A 21,419-nucleotide genomic window follows, 5' to 3' on the forward strand; every position below is an offset into this window, starting at 1 on the left:
ATGCCACACGGCCGAACGGGAACCGATTCGGCACCCGGACCGGACCCGTGGTTACCCGGTTGCGCCCGCCCGTAAACTGGAGAATCGGCCCACCCGGGCCGACGCCTCTCCATCCGCTCACCACCCCGTCGTCCCGCTCCTCACTCCTCAGGAAGTCGCCAACGTGTCGCTCACGATCGGAATCGTCGGTCTGCCGAATGTCGGCAAGTCGACCCTGTTCAACGCCCTGACCAAGAACGACGTGCTGGCGGCCAACTACCCGTTCGCCACGATCGAGCCGAACGTCGGTGTCGTCGGCGTCCCCGACGCGCGTCTGAACAAGCTGGCGGAGATCTTCGGCTCCCAGCGGCTGCTCCCCGCGACGGTCGACTTCGTCGACATCGCCGGTATCGTCCGGGGCGCATCGGAGGGCGAGGGTCTGGGCAACAAGTTCCTCGCGAACATCCGTGAGTCGGACGCGATCTGCCAGGTCATCCGCGCCTTCAAGGACGAGAACGTCGTTCACGTCGACGGCAAGGTCTCGCCCAAGGACGACATCGAGACGATCAACACCGAGCTGATCCTCGCCGACCTCCAGTCCGTCGAGAAGGCCGTCCCGCGCCTCACGAAGGAGTCCCGTCTCCAGAAGGAGAAGGTCGCGGTCCTCGCCGCGGTCGAGGAGGCCCAGAAGATCCTGGAGTCCGGCCAGACCCTCTTCGCCGCCGGTATCACCGCGGGCACGGAGAAGGGCAAACTCCTCCACGAGCTGCACCTCCTCACCACCAAGCCCTTCCTCTACGTCTTCAACGTGGACGAGGACGAGCTGGTCGACGAGGACTTCAAGAACGAGCAGCGCGCCCTGGTCGCCCCCGCCGAGGCCATCTTCCTCAACGCCAAGATCGAGTCCGAGCTGATCGAGCTCGACGACGACGAGGCCCTGGAACTGCTCCAGTCCATGGGCCAGGAGGAGCCCGGTCTCGCCACCCTCGGCCGCGTCGGCTTCGACACCCTGGGCCTGCAGACCTACCTCACGGCAGGCCCGAAGGAAGCCCGCGCCTGGACGATCAAGAAGGGCGCCACGGCCCCCGAGGCGGCCGGTGTGATCCACACCGACTTCCAGAAGGGCTTCATCAAGGCGGAGATCGTCTCCTACGAGGACCTGGTCGAAACGGGCTCGGTCGCCGAGGCCCGCGCCAAGGGCAAGGCGCGGATGGAGGGCAAGGACTATGTGATGCAGGACGGGGACGTGGTGGAGTTCCGCTTCAACGTGTGAGCGGATGAGCAGCGCTGCGTCGGCGGCCTGGTCGGACATGCAGGTCAGATGGGGTCGGCTCCTTCCGGAGTCGGCCCCATGCTGTCTCCCGTGCTGGGATGGTGCTGGGTTCTTTTGATGGCAGGTAATCCCATTGATCCGGCTCGGGGAGGCTGCTAGTGGTACGTTATTCGGTACCACTTGATGTAGGGAGTCGGCCCATGTCCATAACCGCGAGCGAAGCCCGCAAGGCTCTCTTTCCGCTGATCAAGAAGGTCAACGACGATCACGAGGCCATCGAGATCGTCTCCAAGCACGGCAACGCCGTGCTCGTCTCGGCCGAGGACTACGCCGCACTGCGCGAAGGCTCGTACCTGCTGCGTTCGCCCGCCAACGCGCGGCGGCTGCTCAAGGCGTATGAGAACGCCTTGAGCAACATCAACGTGTCGGAGCGCGAGTTGATCGATCCGGACGCGGTGGACCCTGCTGCGGGTGCTGAGTGAGGCTCGTCTTCGAAGATCAGGGCTGGGAGGACTACACGTCCTGGCTCAAGAACGACCGCAAGATGCTCGCTCGGATCAACAAGCTCATCGAGGACGTCAAGCGTGACCCCTTCACAGGAATCGGCAAACCCGAGCCCCTCAAGTACCACTTGCCCGGAGCGTGGTCGAGGCGGATCGACGATGAGCACCGCCTCGTCTACCTGGTCACAAACAAGGAGATCGTGATCCTCGCAGCTCGCTATCACTACTAGACGCATCGCTGTCGAAGGGGCACATCCTGGCGGCGGGCCCGCTCCTCCAGGTGTTGTGGACAGGAGAGGGGCGAGCGACGTGTGCGATTTGTCAGGTTTGCAGGCGGCAAGGGGTCGGCTCCTTCGGGAGTCGACCCCTTGCCGGTTCCCGCGCCGGAGACGTGCTGAATCTTTCGGCGTGCCGCCACCTGCGGGTCGAAGTCGTCGCCGGGCTCCAAGGGCTGTTCGGTAACCCCTCAGGCGAGCATCGACTCGAAGGAGGAGTCCTCCTCATCGGGGCAGTACGGGAGGAAGCCGTCGGGGACGGTGCGGGCCGCAGTGGTGAGGAGGCGGTCCAGGACTTCCCGTTCAGTGGCCGGAGGCAGTCCGAGGGCGGTGAGGAGGCGGTCGCGGACCGTGGGGTGGTCCGGGCGGTCGTCGAGGTAGTCGGAGCTGAGGGCCGGGGGGCGGAAGCCGGCCAGGGCGTCGTGCCAGGACGGGAGGACGACGACGAGGGTCAGGGCCTCGGCGAGGGACTCGGCGATCAGAGAGGCACGGCCCTCGGAGTCCGTGTAGAGGACGGGGCGGGGGCCGTCGGGGACGGCCGGGCCGCAGAGGTAGTGGGTGCCGCCCGCGTTGCAGCCGGCGATGGGCTCCACCGGGAGGCCGTTGGGCAGGGCGATCGGCTCGATCGGGTCGGTGCGGGCGAGGTCGAACTCGCCGTCGCAGGCCAGGTAGGAAGCGGCCTCGGGATGTTCGGCGATCCTGCGGAGCAGGGCGTTGTCCGAGAGCGCGGCCGGGTTGAGGGTTGCGGCGATCGCAGGAGTGAGGGGGTGCCCGGCGAGGACGTGGCGGACGGCGTCGAGGGGGATGGGGCGCTCGTAGTAGTCCTCGAAGTGGGCCCGGACCGCCTCGGGGGAGCGGTCGGTGAGCAGGTGGAAGAGGAAACCGGAGCCGTCGGTGTCCTCGCTGCCGGACGGGAAGGCGATGGCGGAGCCGGCGCGCCAGGCCGTGTCGCCGGTCTCCCGCCACAGGCAGACGGTGACCCGAGGGGCGTCGATGCCCTTGTCATAGAAGGCGGGTTCATCCAGGAGCGGGCGCAGCGCGGCGGGGACTTCGTCGATGACGCCGGGCCAGACCTGCTCGTCGTCCGTCGCGTACGGGCTCATCTCCGACTCGTGGTCGAAGCCGCGTATGAGCACGCCGGCCGGGGTGAAGAGGACGGAGAACTCGTCCCCCGAGCCGTTCTCCATCAGCGCTGCCTCTTCGCCGGGGCCCCAAGCCGTGTCGAAGGTGTAGCAGCAGAACCGAGGATCGCCTCCGATCGTGGCGTCCAGGACGGCCAACGCGCGCAGGTGGGCGCGGAGGTCGGCGGGGTCGGGAAGGAGGGCTGCGGTCTCGTACACAGTGCTCATGGCGCCATGAAAGCAGCCGCTACTGACAATCCGGCGCGGCCGGCGCGGACAGCGGGCTCATCCCCACCGCGCCGGGTCGGTGGGGATGCGATGGTGCGTCACACGGCGCCCAGGGCGCCACAGCGGAAGATGCGGCGGTCCACGGGAATGCCCCGCAGGATCGCCTCGCGCAGATCCTGCAGCTCGCGGCTCAGATCCAATCCCAGCCGCGCGGTCATTCGTGTTCGCGCCGAGGACAGCACTCGCAGCGCATCCGCGCGACGGCCGCACTCGTAGAGTGTGGCCGCACGGAAGGCCAGGAACATCTCGTGCTCCGGATGGTCCTCGGTGAGCCGTGCGAGCTCCGAGGCGAGCGACCAGTAGTTACGCAGCTTGAACTCCGCCGCGACACGCAGCAGTTGCGCCGAGATCAGCAGCTCGTCGAAAGCGGTGCCGACGCCTCGGCGTGTCCGCTCGGACGCGACGTCCTCCAGCACCGCCCCCCGCCACTCGGCCAGGGCGGACGAGGCGAGTCGTGAAACCTCCTGCGGCTCGGTGCCCCGCTGAGCCCGGTAGACCAGCTGAGTGAAGCGGTGCAGATCCACCAGTTGCGGATCGCCGGTCAGTGCGTACGTCGAACCGCTCCGTACCAGCCGCACCGACTCGTCGCACCCGCCCCGGCGAAGGCTCGCCCGCAGCCGACAGACGTCCACATACAGATCGGTCCGGGAGCGCGGTCGTTCGTCCTCGTCCGACAGCAGATCGATCAGCCGGTCCATCGGGAGGGGCCGGCCCATCTCCAGCAGGAGCAGACCGAGCAGCAGGCGCTCGCGGCGGCGACCGATGGCTTTGGGGTGTCCGTCGACGGACCACTCGACTCTGCCCAGCACCCGAAAACGCGACCCCGTGGCAAGCATGGCGGCAATCATGCTCAGCTCGTCATGTTCCTGGCAAGGTCTTGGCATCCTTCCGACAGGCCTCATCTATCACACTGCTCTCCCGTGCAACCGGCCAGGGGGTCGCAACTTGCCTTACGTCATTGCGGGTCTGGTGCTCGTCGGAGCCGTCGCCCTGCTCAACCTCGTCCTGCTCATGGTCATCCTGCGCCGCTGGCAGGAGCTCGCAGCCGTACGCCGACGCGACGACTTCGCGGCCCAGGGGCCACAACCCGGAGACGGACTACCGGACTTCACCGCCACCGCCCTCAGCGGCCGGACCCTGACCCAGGACGACTTCCGCTCCGGGGAACTGCTGCTGGGCGTCTTCTCCCACGACTGCCCGTCCTGCACCGACAGCCTGCCCGACTTCACCGAACGGGCCGACCGGGCACGGGCGGCAGGCGGCCGGGTCCTGGCCCTGGTGATCGGCGCCGAGGCCGGGGAGAGCAGCCTGACCGCCCGACTCGTCGGGCCGGCGGACGAAGTGGTACCGGGACCCGAGGCGTCACCGCTGTTCCGCGCCCTGCGCGTCCCCGCCTTCCCCACGATCCTCAGCTACCAGGACGGCGTCGTCGCCGCTCCCTCCGCCGCCGGCCGAGAACCGGTATCGGCGGCCTCCTGAACCCCGGTGCGATCGCGGACCGCGGTCGCACCGAGGAGTACGCACACCCCATCCACACAGGAAGAGGAGAATCATGCGCACACTCAAGGCCGGTGCGGGCCGCCTGATCGAGCGGATTCTGCCCAAGGCCGAGGCCGAGGCGGGCTGCCCGCCGGACTGCTGGACCGAGTGGAGCACCAGCGCCCAGCGATGCCGCCGCTGCTGCTACACGGGCGCGTGCGGGGTCAGCTGCGGCAGCTGGGACTACTGCTGAACCACCACGGGGCGGGCCGCGTGCGGCCCGCCCCGTGCCCGCCGGCCCAGGACCCATTCTTTCGGAGTCACCCTTGTCCGACCTGCTGCTCGTCTGCCGTCTGACCCTGATCTGCGTGCTGGCCGTGGCCGGCCTCGCGAAGCTGCGCGACCGCCGCCGGTTCGCCACGGCACTGGGCGACCTCACCTACCTGCCGGCCGCCGCCCGGCCGGCTCTCGCCGTCCTGGTGCCCGCGGCCGAGCTCATCGCCGCCGCGCTCCTCGCCCTGCCCCGGACGCTCATCGCGGGCCTGGCCGTCGCCGCCGCGATGTGCGCGGCATTCAGCGCCGTCGCCGTCACCACCATGCGGAGCGGCAGCTCCGCCGGCTGCCCCTGCTTCGGCAGCCGGACCACGGTGCCCATGGGCCCCTGGCATGTCGCCCGCAACGCCGCACTCACCGTTCTCGCCCTGCTCGGCGGCGCCATCGCCCTCGTCCACGGCACCACCACCCCCCTCAACGCCCCCGCACTCGCGCTCGCCGTCGCCGTCGCCGTCTATCTCACCGCGTTCGCCGTCTTCACCGACGACCTCGCCTTCTTCTTCTCGGTCCGCACCGGCCAACGCTGAAAGGACGATCACAGAGTGAGCTACGCCATCAGCGGCCTCGCCCTTCTCGCTGCGGTCACCCTCGTCAACGCCCTCCTCACCTTCGCGGTCACCAAACGCTGGCGCGCCACGATGGCCGCGCCCGCCCCGGCCGCCGCGGCCCCCGGCCCGCCGGCCCTCGCCGTACGCGAAGGCGACCACACCCCCGCGTTCACCCTGCACACCTCCCGGGGCGAGGTCGGCTCATCCACCCTGGCCGGCCACCCCGCCCTCATCTGTTTCCTCCGCCCCGACTGCGGGCCCACCAGGGAGAGCCTCCCCGGGATCCGACGGTGGGCCGAGGCGAACACCCCGTCGGGCGCGCGTCTCGTCGCCGTCATCAACGGACAGCCCACCGAAACCGGCCCCCTGCTCGAAGCGGTCGGCCCGCTCACCGAACTCACCGCCACCGAACCCCCGAACGGCCCCGTGGCCGACACCTTCGGCGTACGCCACCACCCCACCTTCGTCCTCCTCGACGCCGACGGGACCATCCGGGAGACGGGCATCGGCCATGGCTCCCTGCCCGCGATCGACCTCCTCACCGCATGAGCGGGCGGTCCACCTCCCGCACGGCCGAATTCCTGCGGGGTCTCACCGCCGTACTCGCCCTCACGCTGCGGTCCTGCCCCGGGGCCCTCGCCGTCCGCGTCGCCACCGTCGTCATCGCGGGCGCAGCCCCTGTGGCCGCCTCCTGGCTGCTCAAGTACGTGGTCGACAGCCTCACCGCGGACGAGTTCCGCGCCTCGGACCTCAACTGGGCCGCGACCGGCATCGGCCTGCTCACCGTCCTCCTCGCTGCCGCCTCGGCCGTCTCCTCCTACGCCGACGGCCGCATCCGCCGCGCCACCTCCACCCGGGCCCAGAGCGACCTGCTCACGGCCGTCAACCGGCTCAGCGGGCTGTCCAAGCTCGAACAGCCCGCCTTCCACGACCGCGTCCAACTCGCCATCCAAAGCGCGCAGGGGGCCGAGCGACTCGTCGGCGCAGCACTCCAGGGCGCGCAGGGAGTCCTCACCCTGGCGGGCTTTCTGGGAAGTCTCCTGCTCATGAGCCCCACCCTGGCCGCCATCCTCGTCGCCGCGGCCGTTCCGGCCCTCTTCGCCCACCTGGCCAACAGCCGGCACCGCGCGGACATGTTCTGGCGCACCAGCAACCTCGCCCGCCGCCAGATCTTCTACCGAGGGCTCCTCACCGACACTCAAGCGGCGAAGGAGATCCGCCTCTACGGCCTCGGCGGCTACTTCGCGCAGCGCATGCGTAGCGATCTGGACAGCATCAACCAGCAGGAGGAACGCCTCGACCGCCGCCTCGCCACCTACGAGACGGCCCTCGCCGTCCTCGGAGCCGGCGTCTCCACCGGCGCACTCGTCTGGGGCGTGCACCAGGCAGCCGCCCACGCCCTCACCGCCGGTGACGTGTCCCTCCTCGTCGCCGCCCTCGCCGGCATGCAGACGGCCCTCGTCGGCCTGGTGGGGTGCATCGCCCAAAGCCACCAGACGGCCCTGCTGTTCAGCCACTACCTGCATGTCACCCAGGTCCGGGACGACCTCCCCGCCCCGGCCGCCCCGATCGCCGCACCGCCCCTGAGCCACGGCCTCGAACTCCGGGACGTCTGGTTCCGCTACACCGACGACGGACCGTGGATCCTGCGCGGAATCAGCCTGACCATCCCGCACGGCACCAGCCTGGCCGTCGTCGGCCTCAACGGGGCCGGCAAGAGCACCCTCGTCAAACTGCTGTGCCGCCTCTACGACCCGCAGCGGGGCAGCATCCACTGGGACGGCATCGACCTCAAGGACTTCCCGGCGGACCAGCTGCGCCGACGAGTCAGCGTCGTCTTCCAGGACCCGATGGAGTACGACCTCACCGCCGGCGAGAACATCGGCCTCGGTGACCTCGAATCCCTCCACGACCACGGGCGCATCCACGCCGCCGCCGCGGACGCGGACATCCACACCGCCCTCGCCCGCCTCCCACAGGGGTACGACACCATGCTCAGCCGGATGTTCTTCCCCGACGACACCGAGGACACCAGCCCTGGCGTCCAGCTGTCGGGCGGCCAGTGGCAGCGCCTCGCGCTCGCCCGGGCCCTGATGCGTTCCGAACGGGATCTCATGATCCTCGACGAACCCAGCACGGGCCTCGACGCGGTCGCCGAACGCCACGTCCACGACCGGCTCACCGCACTGCGCCGGGGCGCGACGAGCATCCTCGTCTCCCACCGCCTCAACACCGTCCGCGCCGCGGACGTCATCGTCGTCATCGCCGACGGAACGGTGCAGGAGACAGGCACCCACGAACAGCTCATGGCCGCCCACGGCACCTATGCCGAGCTCTTCACCACGCAGGCCGAAGGTTACGAGGAGACCGTCCGGTGACCGCCGCAGCCCCGGTGCTCCTCGCACTCGCAGGACTCCTCGTCCTCGCCGCAGCCCTGTTCCTGGCGCGTGGGCGGCTGGTGGCCGTGACCGTCCGCGGGTACAGCATGGCGCCGACCCTCATGCCGGGCGACCGGATCCTCATGCTCCGTGGCGGACGCCGTGTCGCCACGGGCCGGGTGGCCGTCGTCGTCGCACCCCACCCCGAACACGGCTGGAACTGCCCCACGAGTACCGCGCCCGACTCGTGGTACGTCAAACGCATCGTCGCCGTCGCCGGAGAGCCCGTACCGCACTGGGCCGGCCGATGCCCCGGTACCCATGTGCCGCCGGGCATGCTCGTCCTCCTGGGCGAGAGGCCGGGCTCGATGGACTCCAAACAGCTGGGCTACTGCCCCGAGGACAAGCTCATCGGAACCGTCCTGCTCCGCCTGCGGGCCGCCACGCCTTCAGGTGAGCCTTCTTCGCTTCCTTCCTGAGGCCGGGACGCACCGCGCCGGGACGGTACCGCGCCGGGACGCACCGCGCCGGGACGACGGTACTGGGCCGGGACGCACCGCGCCGGGACGGTACTGGGGCGGCCCGCGTCAGAACGGCATCGCTTCGGGTGGCAGCTCTGTGCTTCCGTTCTGGGCGGGTGCTGGGTGTTCTGACACACGTCGCGGGGGATCTTCCGAGGTCCGGCCCGCGCCTCGGGCCGGAAGACGTCCGTCCGTCGCGTCCGGCCGGTCAGGAAGGCGCACCGGCCAGGACCTCCACCTTGCCGGTGTCGAGCGAGTAGTAGGCGCCGACCACGGCAAGGGCGCCTTTCTTCACGAGCGGGGCCAGATCCTCGTTGGAGCGCAGCTCGGCGGCGGTCAGCTCGACCTGGGCGCGAGCCATGGTCTCGACCGGGTCCGCACCGCCTTTCCGGACCGCCTGCTCGTACGCCGGCCGCAGAGCCTTGGCGATCGCCTCCAGGTTTCCCGGCAACGGTTTGCCGTCGCGGATGGACTTGTACGCCGCCGCGACGGCGCCGCAACGCTGATGCCCGAGGACCACGACGAGCGGAGTACCGCTCGTCATGGGTCCGTACTCCACGGACCCCGTGACCACGGGGCCGACCGCCTCCCCGCCGGTGCGCATCACGTAGAGGTCACCCAGCCCGGTGTCGAAGAGGAGCTCGGGTGGCACCCGGGAGTCGATGCACGAGAGGACCGACCCGAAGGGTTCCTGCTTCTGGGCCACGAACTGGCGCCGGTCCGGATCCCGGTCGGGATGCCGAAGGTCTCCGCTCACCCAGCGCTTGTTGCCGTCCATCAGCCTCGTGAATGCCGCGACGGGCGTGTGGGGCCGCCCTTCCGGCGAAGCGTCTGCGGCCAACGGGGTGGCGCTCGTCGACGAGCATCCCGCGAGCGTGACCGAGGCGACCGCGAGGCCGCCGGCGAGCAGGGCTCTGCGATCCGGATGTCCCGCTCTGTCCATCGGTCGTTCCCCTCGGTCCGCTGGGACGTGTCCATGCTTCTCGACCAGGGCGATTGTTCAGTGCGGTGCGGAAGCCCGACGGCAGGCGCAAGCGGGCTCGGGCCTTTTTCGCCACGACGGCCCACAGAGCCGGCCCGGGTGGCGACGGCGGGCGGCTGATGCGCGAGGCGGGTCCTGCGCGGCGTGAGACGGGGGGCGTGCAGTGGGGTGGGTGGCGGATTCGCCTTCCTCCGGCGCACTGAACGGTATGCCTCTCGCGCGCTCGTCCATTCAGGTGATTGGCCTTCAAGATGCTTGAGTCATATTTCGTTTGTATGGGTCACTTGGGTAACCGAACCGGTGGGCCGCCCATCCCTCTCCGGGGGAGCGCGGAACCGTTCTGTTCGCCGACCCGTCCCTGCGTGACGGACCTCGGCATCGTTTGCTCCGGACGACCGCGATGGGCGCCCCTGTAGAGGACGTGGATCCGACCAGTCGCCCCTGTCAGGCTTGGCAGGGACCGATGGGACAGCCCCCGGCCGCTGCAAGGGAGCGGTGCGCGAGCCATCCGCGCACAACCGAGTACCTCGTCGTCGAGGCCACGGGATTGGCCGCGGACCCTGCGACCCGCGTGCGGCCGTTGCCGCCGTGAGCGAGCCCGCACCGGTCATGTGAACGCCTCGACCGCACGGCGAGGGCAGTGCGACCGCTATCGGTTCCTGACCGCGGGGACGGTTCCGGCCCGTACGGAGCGGCGCCCGCTGCGGGCCGGCCACGACATCCGGCGCGCGGCGGGCCCGCGACAGGGTCATCACGGCTCCGGGCACCCCGCGCCGCGACATCCGCTGACGGTGTCTTCCCCGAGCAGGCAACTTCCTGACGCCTTCCCGGGTGCTCCCGGCACCCCGCGGGACGGGCCGAGGAGGAGGTGAAAGAGGACGGCCGGGCCCTGCGGTGGCCCGGAGATCCAGGTCATGCCCCCGGGGCCTGACCCGGACCAGGCTCTGAGCCAACTCCCTTATTCGAGAGTTCAGTTCACACACGGAGGACGACCATGCCAATCAGCCCGAACCAGGGCTCCACCGGTGGCGGTACCACCGTCACCATCACGGGCACCAACCTCACGGGCACCACCGCCGTGCTCTTCGGTACCAAGCCGGCCACCGGAGTCACCAACGTCTCGCCCACCCAGGTCACCGCGGTCTCACCGGCCGGATCCGGCGAGGTCGGCGTGACGGTGACCACCCCGGGCGGAACCAGCAACCCGCTTCCGTTCTTCTACGTCGGTGCCCCGTTCAAGTCCGGTCTGAGCGTGAGCTCGGGACCCACCGCGGGCGGCAACAACGTCGTCATCAGCGGCACCGGCCTGTCCACCGCCACGTCGGTGTCCTTCGGTGCCAACTCCGCGACGCCGACGGTGCTGTCGGACAGCCAGATCAGCGTCGTCGTGCCCGCGGGTGCGGCGGCCGGACCGGTGGGGGTCAGTGTGACGACCGCCGGAGGCACCAACAACGGTCTGTCGTACACCTACATCGACGTTCCGACCATCACCGGTCTCACGCCGACTTCCGGACCGACGTCCGGCGGGACCGCGGTGACCATCACGGGCACCAACCTGACCTCGACGAGTCAGGTCACGTTCAACTCGGTGCCGGCACCGTTCTCGGTCATCAACGCGACGACGGTGTCCGCCGTCACCCCGCCGGGCACCCTCGGCGCGGTCGACGTCGGTCTGTCGAACCCCGCGGGCACGGCCACGGACGTCGGCGCCTTCACGTATGTGGCGGGTCCCGGCATCTGATCCGTCACGGCTGCGACACCGACCGCGGCACCGGCACCGACCGCCGAGGCGGAACAGTTCCGGCGCCGGTGCCGCCTCCGGACGCGTGATGTCCGCCCGGCCAGGGACGTTCCGCGCCCGGCCGGGCGGGCGGACCGCTCGACGTCACTCGCTCACCGCCGCCCGGCCAGGAGGTCCGGGCGGCGCGCCGGCCGCCATGCTCCGAAGCGGCGTCCCGTCCACCACGCCCCCACCACATCACCCCGACAGGAGAACGGCTGTGGAGAGCCCCGACAGCTCAATCCCCCACGTCACGCAACCGCCGGTGGCCGCGGCCGCCCCGGCCGGTGCGGGCACCGTACGGACCACGGTGACCGCGCCCCATGGAACCGACGAGGGCGCCGACTTCACCCCCGTGCTCGCGGCGCCCGCGATCGGTTCCGTCGCCCCCAACCAGGGGTCGGTCGACGGCGGGAACACGGTCACGCTGACCGGAACCGGCTTCACCGGTGCCACCTCGGTCGCTTTCGGTACCGTCGCAGCCGCGTTCATCGCCGTCTCCGCGACGCAGGTCACCGCGATCGCCCCCGCCGCGCCCGCCGGCACCGTCAATGTCACCATCACCACTCCGGGCGGCACCAGCGCCGGGGTTCCCTATACGTATGTCGCCGGTCCGGTTCTGGGCGGTGTGGCTCCGGCCCAGGGGCCACTCGTGGGCGGCAACACCGTCACCCTGTCAGGGACCGGTTTCACCGGGGCGACCTCTGTGCGCTTCGGCGTGAACGCGGCGAGTTTGTTCACCGTCGTCTCACCGACCCAGCTGACCGCGTCCGCACCCACCGGCGGCCCGGGTCCGGTTGCCGTCACGGTCGCCACTCCCGGTGGGACCAGTACCCAGCCCGTCTTCTACTACTACCTCGGCGCACCGGTTCTCAACGCGATCAGCGCGGGGGCCGGGCAGGTGGCCGGTGCCAACTCCGTGACGCTGACCGGTACGAATCTTCTCCAGGCCACGGCGGTTCGCTTCGGTGCGACGGCGGCGACCACCTACACCATCACTTCGGCCACGGAGATCAGGGTGGTGGTGCCGTCCGGTGTCGCCGGCACGGTCCCGGTCACCGTCACCACGCCCGGTGGCACCAGCAACGGCGTCGCCTACTCCTATCTCGGCGTCCCGGTCCTCACCGGTCTTGCGCCCGCCCAGGGGCCGTCGGCAGGCGGAACAACCGTGACGCTCACCGGCATCGGGCTGACGTACACCACCGCGGTACTGTTCGCGGCCGTGGCCGCCGGTTTCACCGTGGTCTCCGACACCCAACTGACCACCACGGCGCCGCCCGGGGCGGCGGGGGCGGTCACTGTCAGGGTCGTCACCCCCGGCGGCACGAGTATCGGCCTTCCCTACACCCGACTCGACCCGCCCGGGGTCTGAGAGGTCCGGCGCGCGGGATCCGTCTGATCCGTCGCGACGCGCGCGCGGTGCGGCGGTTCCATGTGGCCCAGCCATGTGGTCAGGAGTCCCTCCAGCTGTGCCGCCGCCTGTGGGGGCAGGGCGTCCAGGAGGTGGCGTTCGTTGCGCATGTGCTCGGTGAAGGCCCGGTCGATCAGTTCCCGGCCCGCGGGGGTGAGTGCGACCACCCGGCCCCGGCCGTCACCGGCCGAGCGGCGGCGGGTGACGAGGCCGTCGCGCTCCAGGCGGTCGATCCGCTTGGTCATCGCCCCTGTCGTGACCATGGTGTGCACCGCCAGTTCGCCCGGGGCCCGTTCGAACGGCTCGCCCGCGCGGCGCAGGGCGGCCAGCACATCGAACTCGCCCTCGCTCAGCCCGAACCTCCGGTAGACCACGCAGAGCTGCTCGGTGAGCATTCCGGCCAGGCGGTGGAGCCGGCCGATCACCCCCTGAGGGCTCACGTCGACATCCGGTCGTTCCCTGGCCCAGTCCGACTGGATACGGGCGATGTGGTCGAGCGGCGGGGGAGGGGGCGCGGAGGCGGGTCCGGTGGTGTCGGGGCGCATGACTTCACTGTAGCTTCCTCGGAAGACATAATAACTTCCATGGAAGCTACCTTTCGATGGGTCCTGATCACGGCGATCGCACCCGTTGCCTGGGGTACGAACTACTTCGTCACCCACGCGTATCTGCCCGCCGGTCACCCCCTGTACGGAGCCGCGATCAGGGCCCTGCCGGCGGGACTGCTGCTCCTGGCCGTGCGCCGGGAACGGCCGCGGGGTGCCTGGTGGTGGAAATCCCTCGTTCTCGGCGCCCTCAACATGGGCGGGTTCTTCGCCCTCGTCTACGTGGCCGCCCAGTTGCTGCCGACCAGCACCGCGTCGACGGTCATGGCGACCTCGCCGATGGTGATGATGCTGATCGCCTGGGCGCTGCTCGCCGAACGCCCACGCCTGCTGCCGCTGGCCGGCGCCGCCGTCGGACTGGGAGGGGTGTGCCTGATGCTGCTCGGCGGGACGGCGTCGACCGACGTACGCGGAGTGCTCGCCTCCGTCGCCGCGATGCTCATGTCGTCCCTCGGCTACGTCCTGGCCAAGCGGTGGGGCGCCGAGGTCGACGTACTCGCCTCGACCGCCTGGCAGCTGATCGCGGGAGGGCTCCTGCTGCTGCCTCTCGCCGCCCTGGTCGAGGGCGCGCCGCCCGCGCTCGACGGACCGGCCGTCCTCGGGTTCGGTTACGTCACCGTGGTGGCGACCGCGCTCGCCTTCGCCGCCTGGTTCGCGGGTCTGCGCCACCTTCCCGCCGCCACGGTCGGACTGGTCGGACTGCTCAACCCGGTGACCGGCGTACTGCTCGGCACCGCCCTCGCCGGCGAGGCGCTCACCCCCAGGCAGCTCTGCGGGGCGGTCCTGGTCCTCGCCGGAATCCTGCTCGGACGGCCGATGGCCGGGAGGCGACCGCGCGGGGCGCCGTCGGTCACGGCTGCGCGACCCTCAACTCCCGTACTCCCACCGGCTTCTCCGCGTCCTCCGACGTGACCGTCAGCCGCACCCGACGAGCCGTCGCCCCCGACCGGTAGGGCTGCCAGTCCGTGCCGTTCACCGATGTCTCCAGCCGGTACGAGGACGAGCGGGCGTCCGTCCACTCCGGCTCGATCGAGGTCACCGGGGCCGTGCGCCCCAGGTCCACCGTGAGCGCGCCCGTCGCACCGTCCGGGGACCACGCCGTGGCCGCGCTGCCGTCCACCGCGGCGGCCGCGTACAGGCCGGGCGTCTCGGAGGTCGCCGTCGCCGGGCGGCAACGGGCCGCGTCCGTCGTCGCGGCGAGGTCCGGGCGGCGGGTGGGCAGGGTCAGCGTGCCGGTGAGGAGACGGGGACCGGTGGGGGTGTGGACGGTGAACGGGGCACCGGAGGTCAGCCGGACCGTCGTCGTCAGCGGGCCGATCGCGACGTCGTACGTACTGCCCCGGTACCGCAGGGCCGTCAGCGTGACGCCCCTGCCCAGCTGCGGCGGCAGCAGGGGGTCGAGGCGCACCCCGTCCTCCCGCAGGCGCAGGCCCGTCAGACCGTGCGTGAAGACCTGGAGGAATCCGCCCTTCCCGGTGAGGAAATCGTCCGCGGGGCGACCCGACAACCGGTCCTGCGCGCCGGACTTCGCGCCCCGGGCCTCGCTGAAGAGGGCGAACGGGCCGCGCATGAACGGGCGTACGGAGCGCTGGAGATAGGTGTACGTCACACAGCCGGCCTCCCCGATCGCGGCGGCGTCGATCGCATGGACCGAGTCCGTCATCGCGGGGCCGTCCGGATCGGTGCGCACGGCGTAGTAGTCGAGCGTGGCCGCCGCGGCGCCGGGCTCCATCGGCCACTCCAGCGGGTAGATCAGCAGCACGGCGTCGGCCTGTTTGATCGTCGAGCCGTTGTAGCCCGCGTACTGAAGGAAGAGTTTCCGCTCGGGGTCGTACGGGATGCGCAGGCCGTCCGCGACCCGTGTCCACTTGGCCGGCGCGGGATGCCCGAGCAGCCGCGCCGCGCGCGTGGCGTTGCGCAGGGCGGTGGCCGCGACCGCGTTGGTGAAGACCCCGTCGGTGACACCGTTGCTGTATTCGTCCGGGCCCGCGACCTCCTTGACCGAGTAGCTGCCGTCGTCGTCGGCGGTGGCCCGCGAGACCCAGAAGTCGGCGATGCCCGAGAGCAGTGGCCACCCGTGACCGGCCAGCCAGTCGCGGTCCCCGGTCGCCAGGTAGTACTGCCAGACGGCGAGCGAGACATCGCCCTGGAGATGGTTCTGGGTGAGGCAGTGCGGGGGATTCCAGCTCTGGCACTCGGACCAGAGGTCGCCCCTGCTCGCGCTCGTCCACGGGTAGAACAGCCCCCGGAATCCCAGCTTCTGGGCGTTGGCACGGGCGGCCCCGCGCGTGCGGTACCGGTACTCGACGACCGGACGGGCCGACTCGGGGCGGGTGGCGAGCAGCCCCGGATACATCCAGATCTCGGCGTCCCAGAACACCATGCCCGCATAGTTGTCGCTGGTCAGACCGGCCGGAGCGATGCTGTCACGAGACCCGGTCCGGGTGGAGGCGAGCAGTCCGTACTGCGCCGACCGCAGCCACTTCTGCAGCTCGGGACTGTCCGGTACGGAGATGTCCGCCGCCCAGGCCCGCCGCCAGGCGGCGGCGTTCGCCGCGAGGACGCCGGACCAGCCGCGCCGGGCCGCGCGCACCGACGCCTCACGGGCGGCGGCGGGCGGGGCCGACGAGGTCAGTGCGGTGTCGACTCCGACGTACTTCTCGACGGAGTACATGCGCCCGGCGCGCACCCGGAGCTCGCTGTGCGGACGGGGCGTGCCGGGTGCCGGTGCCCTGCCGCGCGCCGGACCCGGTCCGTCGGTGCGCAGCGTCTGGACGATCGCGCCGGCCGTTCCCGTGCCCCGCGTCCGGAACGTTCCGTCGCCTTTGAGCGTGATCCGGCGTGCGCCCCGCGGGTCCAGGCGGCCGGTGACGGTCGCCGTACCGCTCCAGCGCGGTGTCATGCGCAGCCGTACGGCGCCGGTGTGCACGTCGGAGCGGTCGGCGAGCACCTCGTAGACGAGGTCGGTCGCGCGCCCGTCGGCCGTGGTCCAGCGCAGTGACGTACGCACCAGCCCGCAGCGCAGGAACACCGTCTGGCGGTAGCGCGAGATCCGGGCCGTGGGGGTGCCGGAGCCGTACGTCTCGTCGCCCACGCGCAGGTCGAGGGTCGTCCAGCTGGGCAGCGCGGCGATCACCTCGCGGCCGGCCACCAGGTCCTTCTCGCGCCCGAACAGGCCGGCGACGAAGGCGCCGTCGTAGCGCGGAGTGAACAGCGGCCAGCCGGTCTTCTCGCCCGACGCGGCATAGCCGGCGCCCGCGGCGGGCACGCGGTGTCCCAGATATCCGTTGCCGACGTAGGGGTCGTAGCCGTCGGCTCCGCCGAACCGGGTGGAGGTCGGGGCCCAGGCGGGGTCGGTGTCCCGGCCGCAGGTGGTGGACGTGGGCGGGAGGGGAGCGACCGCGTACGAGAGGGGCGGCAGCGGTGCGATCAGGGCGCCCGCGACCAAAGACGTCAGGGACGTCAGGGACGTGAGGAGACAGATGCGCGAGAGGCTCACCGTACGAAGGTAGGGAAGCGCGCGCCGGGCGACGGGGCACGGCGCGCGGCGCGCGGGTGAACGGCCGATCGGGGAGGGCGGCCCGCGTCAGCCGGCGAGGCCCGTCTTGAGGCCCGCGCCGCACAGCGGTACGACGACGCTCCGGTCCTTCCAGCCGCCGACCGCGGCCCAGCAGGCGACGCCCGTCGTCTCCACGTAGAACCCGCGGGCGGCCAGGTCCAGCTGCGCGGACCGGATCTGATCCTCGGTCACCGTGAGGAAGGTGCCGCCCGATTCCCGTACCGCGGCCAGGACGGCCCGAGCGCGCGGCGGGCGGGGGATGGCGATGCCCTCGGCGAGGGTGGGGGCGGCCGCGCCGGGCGGGGTGTCGGGCAATGCGTCCGCGTCCGCGCGGAAGGCGGCGGCCAGTGGTGACACCGCCTCGGCCTGGACGGCGATCAGTGCCGGACGTTCCTCGATCAGGCCCAGGGCGTGGAGTTCGGCCGTGGCCAGGGCCGCGCCGAGCAGCAGGGTGCCGTTGCCCACCGGTACGGCCAGGGCGTCCGGGAGCCGGCCGCCGAGGTCCTCCCACAGCTCGTACACATAGGTCTTCGTGCCGTGCAGGAAGTACGGGTTGAAGACGTGCGAGGCATAGAACGTGCCCGGGGCGTCGGCGGCGGTACGGGCCGCCAGCGCGGTGGCCTCGCGGTCGCCGGGGACGATCTCCAGCTGTGCGCCGTGCGCCCGGATCTGCTCGGTCTTCTTCGGTGACGTCCCCTCGGGTACGTACACCGTGCAGGGGAGCGAGGCGCGGGCGCAGTACGCGGCGACGGCGGTGCCCGCGTTGCCGCTGCTGTCCGCGACGACACGCTCGGGCGAGAGACGGCGGGCCAGTTCGACGAGCATCACGGCACCGCGGTCCTTGAAGGAGAGCGTCGGCATCAGGAAGTCGAGTTTGGCCGACACCGTGCCGGTGAGCGGGACGAGCGGGGTGCGGCCCTCACCGAGAGAGGTCGTGGGCGCGGCGAGGGGCAGCGCCTCTTCGTAACGCCACAGTGAATTGACGCGTTCCGCAAGAGAGTTGAGCGGGGGTGGATCGGTGACCTCGAAATCGAGGTCCCAGGGACCTCGGCAGACCGGGCAACACCAGGTGAGGGCGGTGGTTTCGGCGCGAGTGCCGTCCTGCGGGCAGATGTACATGGTCATGCCCGCCAGCATGTCAGGCGTGTGGCGGCCGGATGGCGAAGGTATTGCAGACCTCAACGCACCCTTGTGGGATTGCCAAGGATCGGTCAATCTTTCGCTGTCGGACGGGCCGTGGGCGGCGCGGAATTCCACGTTAGTGATTGTCATGCCCATGGTGATCGGTGCGGCTCGATGCGGTCCGGCTCGGCCCGACCCGGTCCGGACCGTGCCGGCCCCGTTCCGCCTCGATCCGCCTCGCTCCACCCATGTCACCGGTGGACCCCCCACCAGCACCGCAAACGAGGAGGACCCCTCACATGTCAGTGATGCGTCACACCCCCCACGCGCGTCGAAGAATCGCCGCGGCGAGTGTCATGGCCGGTGCCGCCCTCATGCTCTCCACCGCGGCGGCGTTCCCCGCCACCGCGGCCGGGACGGCGGCGGAAGGCCGGATCGAGAACGCGGGTGCTCCGGGCACCATCAGCGGCAGCTACATCGTCACGCTCGACGAAGCGGCGGCCGACGCCGGCTCCGCGCGGGGCAGGGCGCTCGCCGAGCAGTACGGCGCCGAGATCAAGAAGACCTACCGCGCCGCCCTCAACGGATACGCGGTCGAACTCTCCGCCGCCCAGGCGAAGAAGTTCGCCGCCGACCCGGCCGTCGAGTCCGTCGTGCAGAACCGGACCTTCACGGTCTCCGGCACCCAGCCCTCGCCGCCCTCGTGGGGACTGGACCGGATCGACCAGAAGAACCTGCCGCTGAACCAGAGTTACACCTACCCCGACAACGGGGGTGAGGGCGTCACCGCGTACATCATCGACACCGGTGTCCGGATCACCCACAGCGACTTCGGCGGCCGGGCCTCGTACGGCTACGACGCCATCGACAACGACAACACCGCGCAGGACGGCTACGGTCACGGCACCCATGTCGCGGGCACCGTCGCCGGTTCGGCGTACGGGGTGGCCAAGAAGGCGAAGATCGTCGCGGTCCGGGTCCTCGACAACAGCGGCTCCGGCACGACCGCGCAGGTCGTCGCGGGCATCGACTGGGTGACGGCGAACGCCGTCAAGCCGGCCGTCGCCAACATGAGCCTGGGCGGCGGTGCGGACTCCGTGCTCGACGCCGCCGTGCGCAAGTCCATCGCGTCCGGCATCACCTACGCCGTCGCCGCGGGCAACGAGTCCACCGACGCCTCCACGAAGTCCCCGGCACGGGTCACCGAGGCCATCACCGTGGGCTCCACGACCAGCACGGACGCCCGCTCCAGCTTCTCCAACTACGGCAGCGTGCTGGACATCTTCGGCCCGGGTTCGTCGATCACCTCGGCCTGGAACAGCAGTGACAGCGCCACCAGCACGATCTCCGGCACGTCGATGGCGACCCCGCACGTCGCCGGCGCCGCGGCCCTCTATCTGGCCGAGCACCCGAGCGACACCCCCGCGCAGGTCTCCGCCGGACTGGTCGCCGCAGCCAGTACCGGAGTGGTGACTAACCCGGGTACGGGATCCCCGAACCGGCTGCTGAACGTCGCCGGCGGCACCACCACGCCGCCCGGCAAGAAGTTCGAGAACACGACGAGTTACACCATCAGCGACAACTCCACCGTCGAATCGCCGATCAACGTCACCGGTGTCACCGGCAACGCGCCGGCCGCACTGAGCGTGCCCGTCGACATCACGCACACCTACTCCGGCGACCTGAAGATCGATCTGGTCGCGCCCGACGGTTCGGTCTACAACCTGAAGGCCTACGGGACGGGTGGCAGTGCCGACGACGTGGTCACCACCTACACGGTGAACGCCTCGTCGGAGGTGGCCAACGGCACCTGGAAGCTGCGGGTCAGCGACAACGCGGCGGCCGACACCGGACGGATCAACTCCTGGGCCCTGCAGTTCTGATGACGGCTTTCTGAGGACTGCCCCGTAACCCCTGGCGGGCGCGCAGCGTCAGCTGCGGCACCTCACCGCGTCGTCGGGACGTCCGCATGCATCCGGTGTGCGGACGTCCCTCCGCCTTGTGATGCACCGCGTTCGACGTCGCGCGCTGATCCACCGGGGATCACGGGACACCCCTTGGACCGACCGGCAATTGGGGGGCGGCCGCATCCGTGGCCGCCCCGCACGCCTGCGCCCGGCCGTCGGTGCGGCGAAGCCCGTGCCGAGGGCGCGGCTCGGGCGCCGTCGGCGGGACATGCGCGCAGCCATGACGAATCATCACTTCGGGTGAAACTCTGGCCCGTGCTTGCGATCCACAACCGACGGTTGTCAGGCTGTTGCAGACTGTCAATCTGTTGGGAGTGGCCTGTGGCTTTCGGTGAGCAGCCCGCCTATCTGCGTGTTGCGAGCGATCTGAGAGAGAAGATCGCCAATGGTTCGCTGCCGCCGCATACGCGCCTGCCTTCGCAGGCCCGTATCCGCGAGGAGTACGGGGTCTCGGACACCGTCGCGCTGGAGGCGCGCAAGGTGCTGATGGCCGAGGGGCTGGTCGAGGGGCGCTCCGGCTCCGGCACGTATGTGCGCGAGCGCCCGGTCCCGCGTCGGATCGCCCGTTCCGGCTACCGGCCGGGCGCCGGGGCCAGCCCGTTCCGTCAGGAGCAGACGGCGGAAGGGGTGCGCGGGACGTGGGAGTCCCGCAGTGAGCAGGAGGGCGCGAGCGCCGAGATCGCCGAACGCCTCGGCATCGAACCGGGCGACCGGGTGATGCGTACGCGGTACACCTTCCGGGAGGCCGGGGAGCCGATGATGCTCTCCACCTCCTGGGAACCCCTCGCCGTGACGGGGCGTACGCCGGTGATGCTGCCGGAGGAGGGTCCGTTGGGCGGATGCGGGGTGGTCGAGCGGATGGCCGCGATCGATGTCGTCGTGGACAACGTGGCCGAGCAGGTCGGCGCGCGTCCGGGGCTGGCGGAGGAGCTCCTGGCGCTCGGTGGTGTTCCGGGCCATGTGGTGATGGTGATCGAGCGTACGTATTACGCGTCGGGTCGCCCGGTCGAGACGGCGGACGTGGTGGTGCCCGCCGATCGCTTCCGGATCGCCTACCACCTTCCGGTCAGGTGACCGGCGTGCGAGGAGCGCGGTCCGGCTTCGAGTGCGACGGACCGACGCCCCGTCGGGTGCCTCGAGCGGCAGTCGACCGTCGACCGTCAGGGATTGTCATGTCCTGGTCCTGATCGCCGTTCGTGCCCGCCCGCCTGATCGGTGAAGGGCTCCCCCTGGGGGCGCATCCAGCTGGATGCGCCCCCTTTTTCATGGCCGGATCGGTATCTCTTTGTGTAATT

At 70.7% G+C, this 21,419-nt stretch carries 20 protein-coding genes; 14 read left to right on the top strand and 6 right to left on the bottom strand.

Features of this window, described 5'->3' with window-relative positions; genetic code table 11:
- The first annotated feature begins 163 nt into the window (after nucleotides 1-163).
- The 3 genes from ychF (at nucleotide 164) to ACIQCZ_RS04420 (ending at nucleotide 1,985) form a co-directional block, all read left to right on the top strand.
- On the top strand, nucleotides 164-1,252 hold the full coding sequence (gene ychF, locus ACIQCZ_RS04410) for a redox-regulated ATPase YchF (RefSeq protein ID WP_376277852.1): 1,089 nt from the start codon (nucleotides 164-166) through the stop codon (nucleotides 1,250-1,252).
- A gap of 200 nt (nucleotides 1,253-1,452) precedes the next feature.
- The gene (locus ACIQCZ_RS04415) at nucleotides 1,453-1,734 is read left to right on the top strand and encodes a type II toxin-antitoxin system Phd/YefM family antitoxin (protein ID WP_402279598.1); all 282 of its coding nucleotides are present in this window, start codon (nucleotides 1,453-1,455) and stop codon (nucleotides 1,732-1,734) included.
- A complete protein-coding gene (locus ACIQCZ_RS04420; protein ID WP_402279601.1) occupies nucleotides 1,731-1,985 on the top strand; it encodes a Txe/YoeB family addiction module toxin in 255 nt (84 codons plus the stop codon). The genes ACIQCZ_RS04415 and ACIQCZ_RS04420 overlap by 4 nt, the downstream gene beginning before the upstream one ends.
- Before the next feature lie 236 nt (nucleotides 1,986-2,221).
- Here the strand turns inward: ACIQCZ_RS04420 and ACIQCZ_RS04425 are convergent, their stop codons facing one another.
- Both ACIQCZ_RS04425 and ACIQCZ_RS04430 read right to left on the bottom strand, forming a co-directional pair.
- Nucleotides 2,222-3,379, bottom strand: coding sequence for a hypothetical protein (locus ACIQCZ_RS04425; RefSeq protein WP_402279604.1), 1,158 nt, complete (start codon nucleotides 3,377-3,379; stop codon nucleotides 2,222-2,224).
- Between the two features lie 98 nt (nucleotides 3,380-3,477).
- Complete coding sequence (locus ACIQCZ_RS04430; protein ID WP_402279607.1) at nucleotides 3,478-4,275, bottom strand: BTAD domain-containing putative transcriptional regulator; 798 nt, start codon at nucleotides 4,273-4,275, stop codon at nucleotides 3,478-3,480.
- Between the two features lie 109 nt (nucleotides 4,276-4,384).
- On the opposite strand from ACIQCZ_RS04430, the gene ACIQCZ_RS04435 reads away from it, so the two are divergent.
- From ACIQCZ_RS04435 to ACIQCZ_RS04460, 6 genes are all read left to right on the top strand, one after another.
- Nucleotides 4,385-4,918: a peroxiredoxin family protein gene (locus ACIQCZ_RS04435; RefSeq protein WP_402279609.1), complete on the top strand. Its 534-nt coding sequence runs from the start codon at nucleotides 4,385-4,387 to the stop codon at nucleotides 4,916-4,918.
- Between the two features lie 73 nt (nucleotides 4,919-4,991).
- Complete coding sequence (locus ACIQCZ_RS04440; RefSeq protein WP_327273156.1) at nucleotides 4,992-5,171, top strand: hypothetical protein; 180 nt, start codon at nucleotides 4,992-4,994, stop codon at nucleotides 5,169-5,171.
- Nucleotides 5,172-5,244: 73 nt separating this feature from the next.
- Nucleotides 5,245-5,778 carry a MauE/DoxX family redox-associated membrane protein gene (locus ACIQCZ_RS04445; RefSeq protein ID WP_402279613.1) on the top strand — a complete coding sequence of 178 codons (534 nt, stop codon included), beginning with the start codon at nucleotides 5,245-5,247 and terminating at the stop codon, nucleotides 5,776-5,778.
- A gap of 15 nt (nucleotides 5,779-5,793) precedes the next feature.
- On the top strand, nucleotides 5,794-6,348 hold the full coding sequence (locus tag ACIQCZ_RS04450) for a TlpA family protein disulfide reductase (protein ID WP_402279616.1): 555 nt from the start codon (nucleotides 5,794-5,796) through the stop codon (nucleotides 6,346-6,348).
- A complete protein-coding gene (locus ACIQCZ_RS04455) occupies nucleotides 6,345-8,177 on the top strand; it encodes an ABC transporter ATP-binding protein (protein ID WP_402279619.1) in 1,833 nt (610 codons plus the stop codon). The genes ACIQCZ_RS04450 and ACIQCZ_RS04455 overlap by 4 nt, the downstream gene beginning before the upstream one ends.
- Nucleotides 8,174-8,656 (top strand): S26 family signal peptidase, encoded by a 483-nt coding sequence (locus ACIQCZ_RS04460; RefSeq protein WP_402279622.1) that lies wholly within the window; start codon nucleotides 8,174-8,176, stop codon nucleotides 8,654-8,656. Before ACIQCZ_RS04455 ends, ACIQCZ_RS04460 begins: the two co-directional genes overlap by 4 nt.
- A 250-nt stretch (nucleotides 8,657-8,906) precedes the next feature.
- Here ACIQCZ_RS04460 and ACIQCZ_RS04465 read toward each other — a convergent pair whose 3' ends face one another.
- Nucleotides 8,907-9,641 carry a carbonic anhydrase gene (locus ACIQCZ_RS04465; RefSeq protein ID WP_402279625.1) on the bottom strand — a complete coding sequence of 245 codons (735 nt, stop codon included), beginning with the start codon at nucleotides 9,639-9,641 and terminating at the stop codon, nucleotides 8,907-8,909.
- 1,033 nt (nucleotides 9,642-10,674) lie between these two features.
- Between ACIQCZ_RS04465 and ACIQCZ_RS04470 the strand changes: the two genes are divergently transcribed.
- Both ACIQCZ_RS04470 and ACIQCZ_RS04475 read left to right on the top strand, forming a co-directional pair.
- A complete protein-coding gene (locus ACIQCZ_RS04470; RefSeq protein WP_402279628.1) occupies nucleotides 10,675-11,421 on the top strand; it encodes an IPT/TIG domain-containing protein in 747 nt (248 codons plus the stop codon).
- 259 nt (nucleotides 11,422-11,680) lie between these two features.
- On the top strand, nucleotides 11,681-12,832 hold the full coding sequence (locus tag ACIQCZ_RS04475; protein WP_402279631.1) for an IPT/TIG domain-containing protein: 1,152 nt from the start codon (nucleotides 11,681-11,683) through the stop codon (nucleotides 12,830-12,832).
- Here ACIQCZ_RS04475 and ACIQCZ_RS04480 read toward each other — a convergent pair.
- Nucleotides 12,802-13,416 carry a MarR family winged helix-turn-helix transcriptional regulator gene (locus ACIQCZ_RS04480; protein WP_402279634.1) on the bottom strand — a complete coding sequence of 205 codons (615 nt, stop codon included), beginning with the start codon at nucleotides 13,414-13,416 and terminating at the stop codon, nucleotides 12,802-12,804. The two genes, ACIQCZ_RS04475 and ACIQCZ_RS04480, sit on opposite strands and share 31 nt — an antisense overlap.
- A 39-nt stretch (nucleotides 13,417-13,455) precedes the next feature.
- Between ACIQCZ_RS04480 and ACIQCZ_RS04485 the strand changes: the two genes are divergently transcribed.
- Nucleotides 13,456-14,388: a DMT family transporter gene (locus ACIQCZ_RS04485; protein ID WP_402279636.1), complete on the top strand. Its 933-nt coding sequence runs from the start codon at nucleotides 13,456-13,458 to the stop codon at nucleotides 14,386-14,388.
- On the opposite strand, the gene ACIQCZ_RS04490 is transcribed toward ACIQCZ_RS04485, so the two are convergent.
- Together ACIQCZ_RS04490 and ACIQCZ_RS04495 are read right to left on the bottom strand one after the other, a co-directional pair.
- On the bottom strand, nucleotides 14,327-16,975 hold the full coding sequence (locus ACIQCZ_RS04490; protein WP_402279639.1) for a discoidin domain-containing protein: 2,649 nt from the start codon (nucleotides 16,973-16,975) through the stop codon (nucleotides 14,327-14,329). The genes ACIQCZ_RS04485 and ACIQCZ_RS04490 overlap by 62 nt on opposite strands.
- Before the next feature lie 87 nt (nucleotides 16,976-17,062).
- Nucleotides 17,063-18,160, bottom strand: coding sequence for a threonine synthase (locus tag ACIQCZ_RS04495; RefSeq protein WP_402279641.1), 1,098 nt, complete (start codon nucleotides 18,158-18,160; stop codon nucleotides 17,063-17,065).
- 296 nt (nucleotides 18,161-18,456) lie between these two features.
- Here ACIQCZ_RS04495 and ACIQCZ_RS04500 point away from each other — a divergent pair, with 296 nt between their 5' ends.
- A complete protein-coding gene (locus ACIQCZ_RS04500; protein ID WP_402279644.1) occupies nucleotides 18,457-20,040 on the top strand; it encodes a S8 family serine peptidase in 1,584 nt (527 codons plus the stop codon).
- 405 nt (nucleotides 20,041-20,445) lie between these two features.
- Entirely contained in the window at nucleotides 20,446-21,198 is a 753-nt protein-coding gene (locus ACIQCZ_RS04505) for a GntR family transcriptional regulator (protein ID WP_376218232.1), read from the top strand.
- Nucleotides 21,199-21,419: the final 221 nt, after the last annotated feature.

The sequence above is a fragment of the Streptomyces sp. NPDC093149 genome, from assembly GCF_044754145.1.
Taxonomy (GTDB): domain Bacteria; phylum Actinomycetota; class Actinomycetes; order Streptomycetales; family Streptomycetaceae; genus Streptomyces.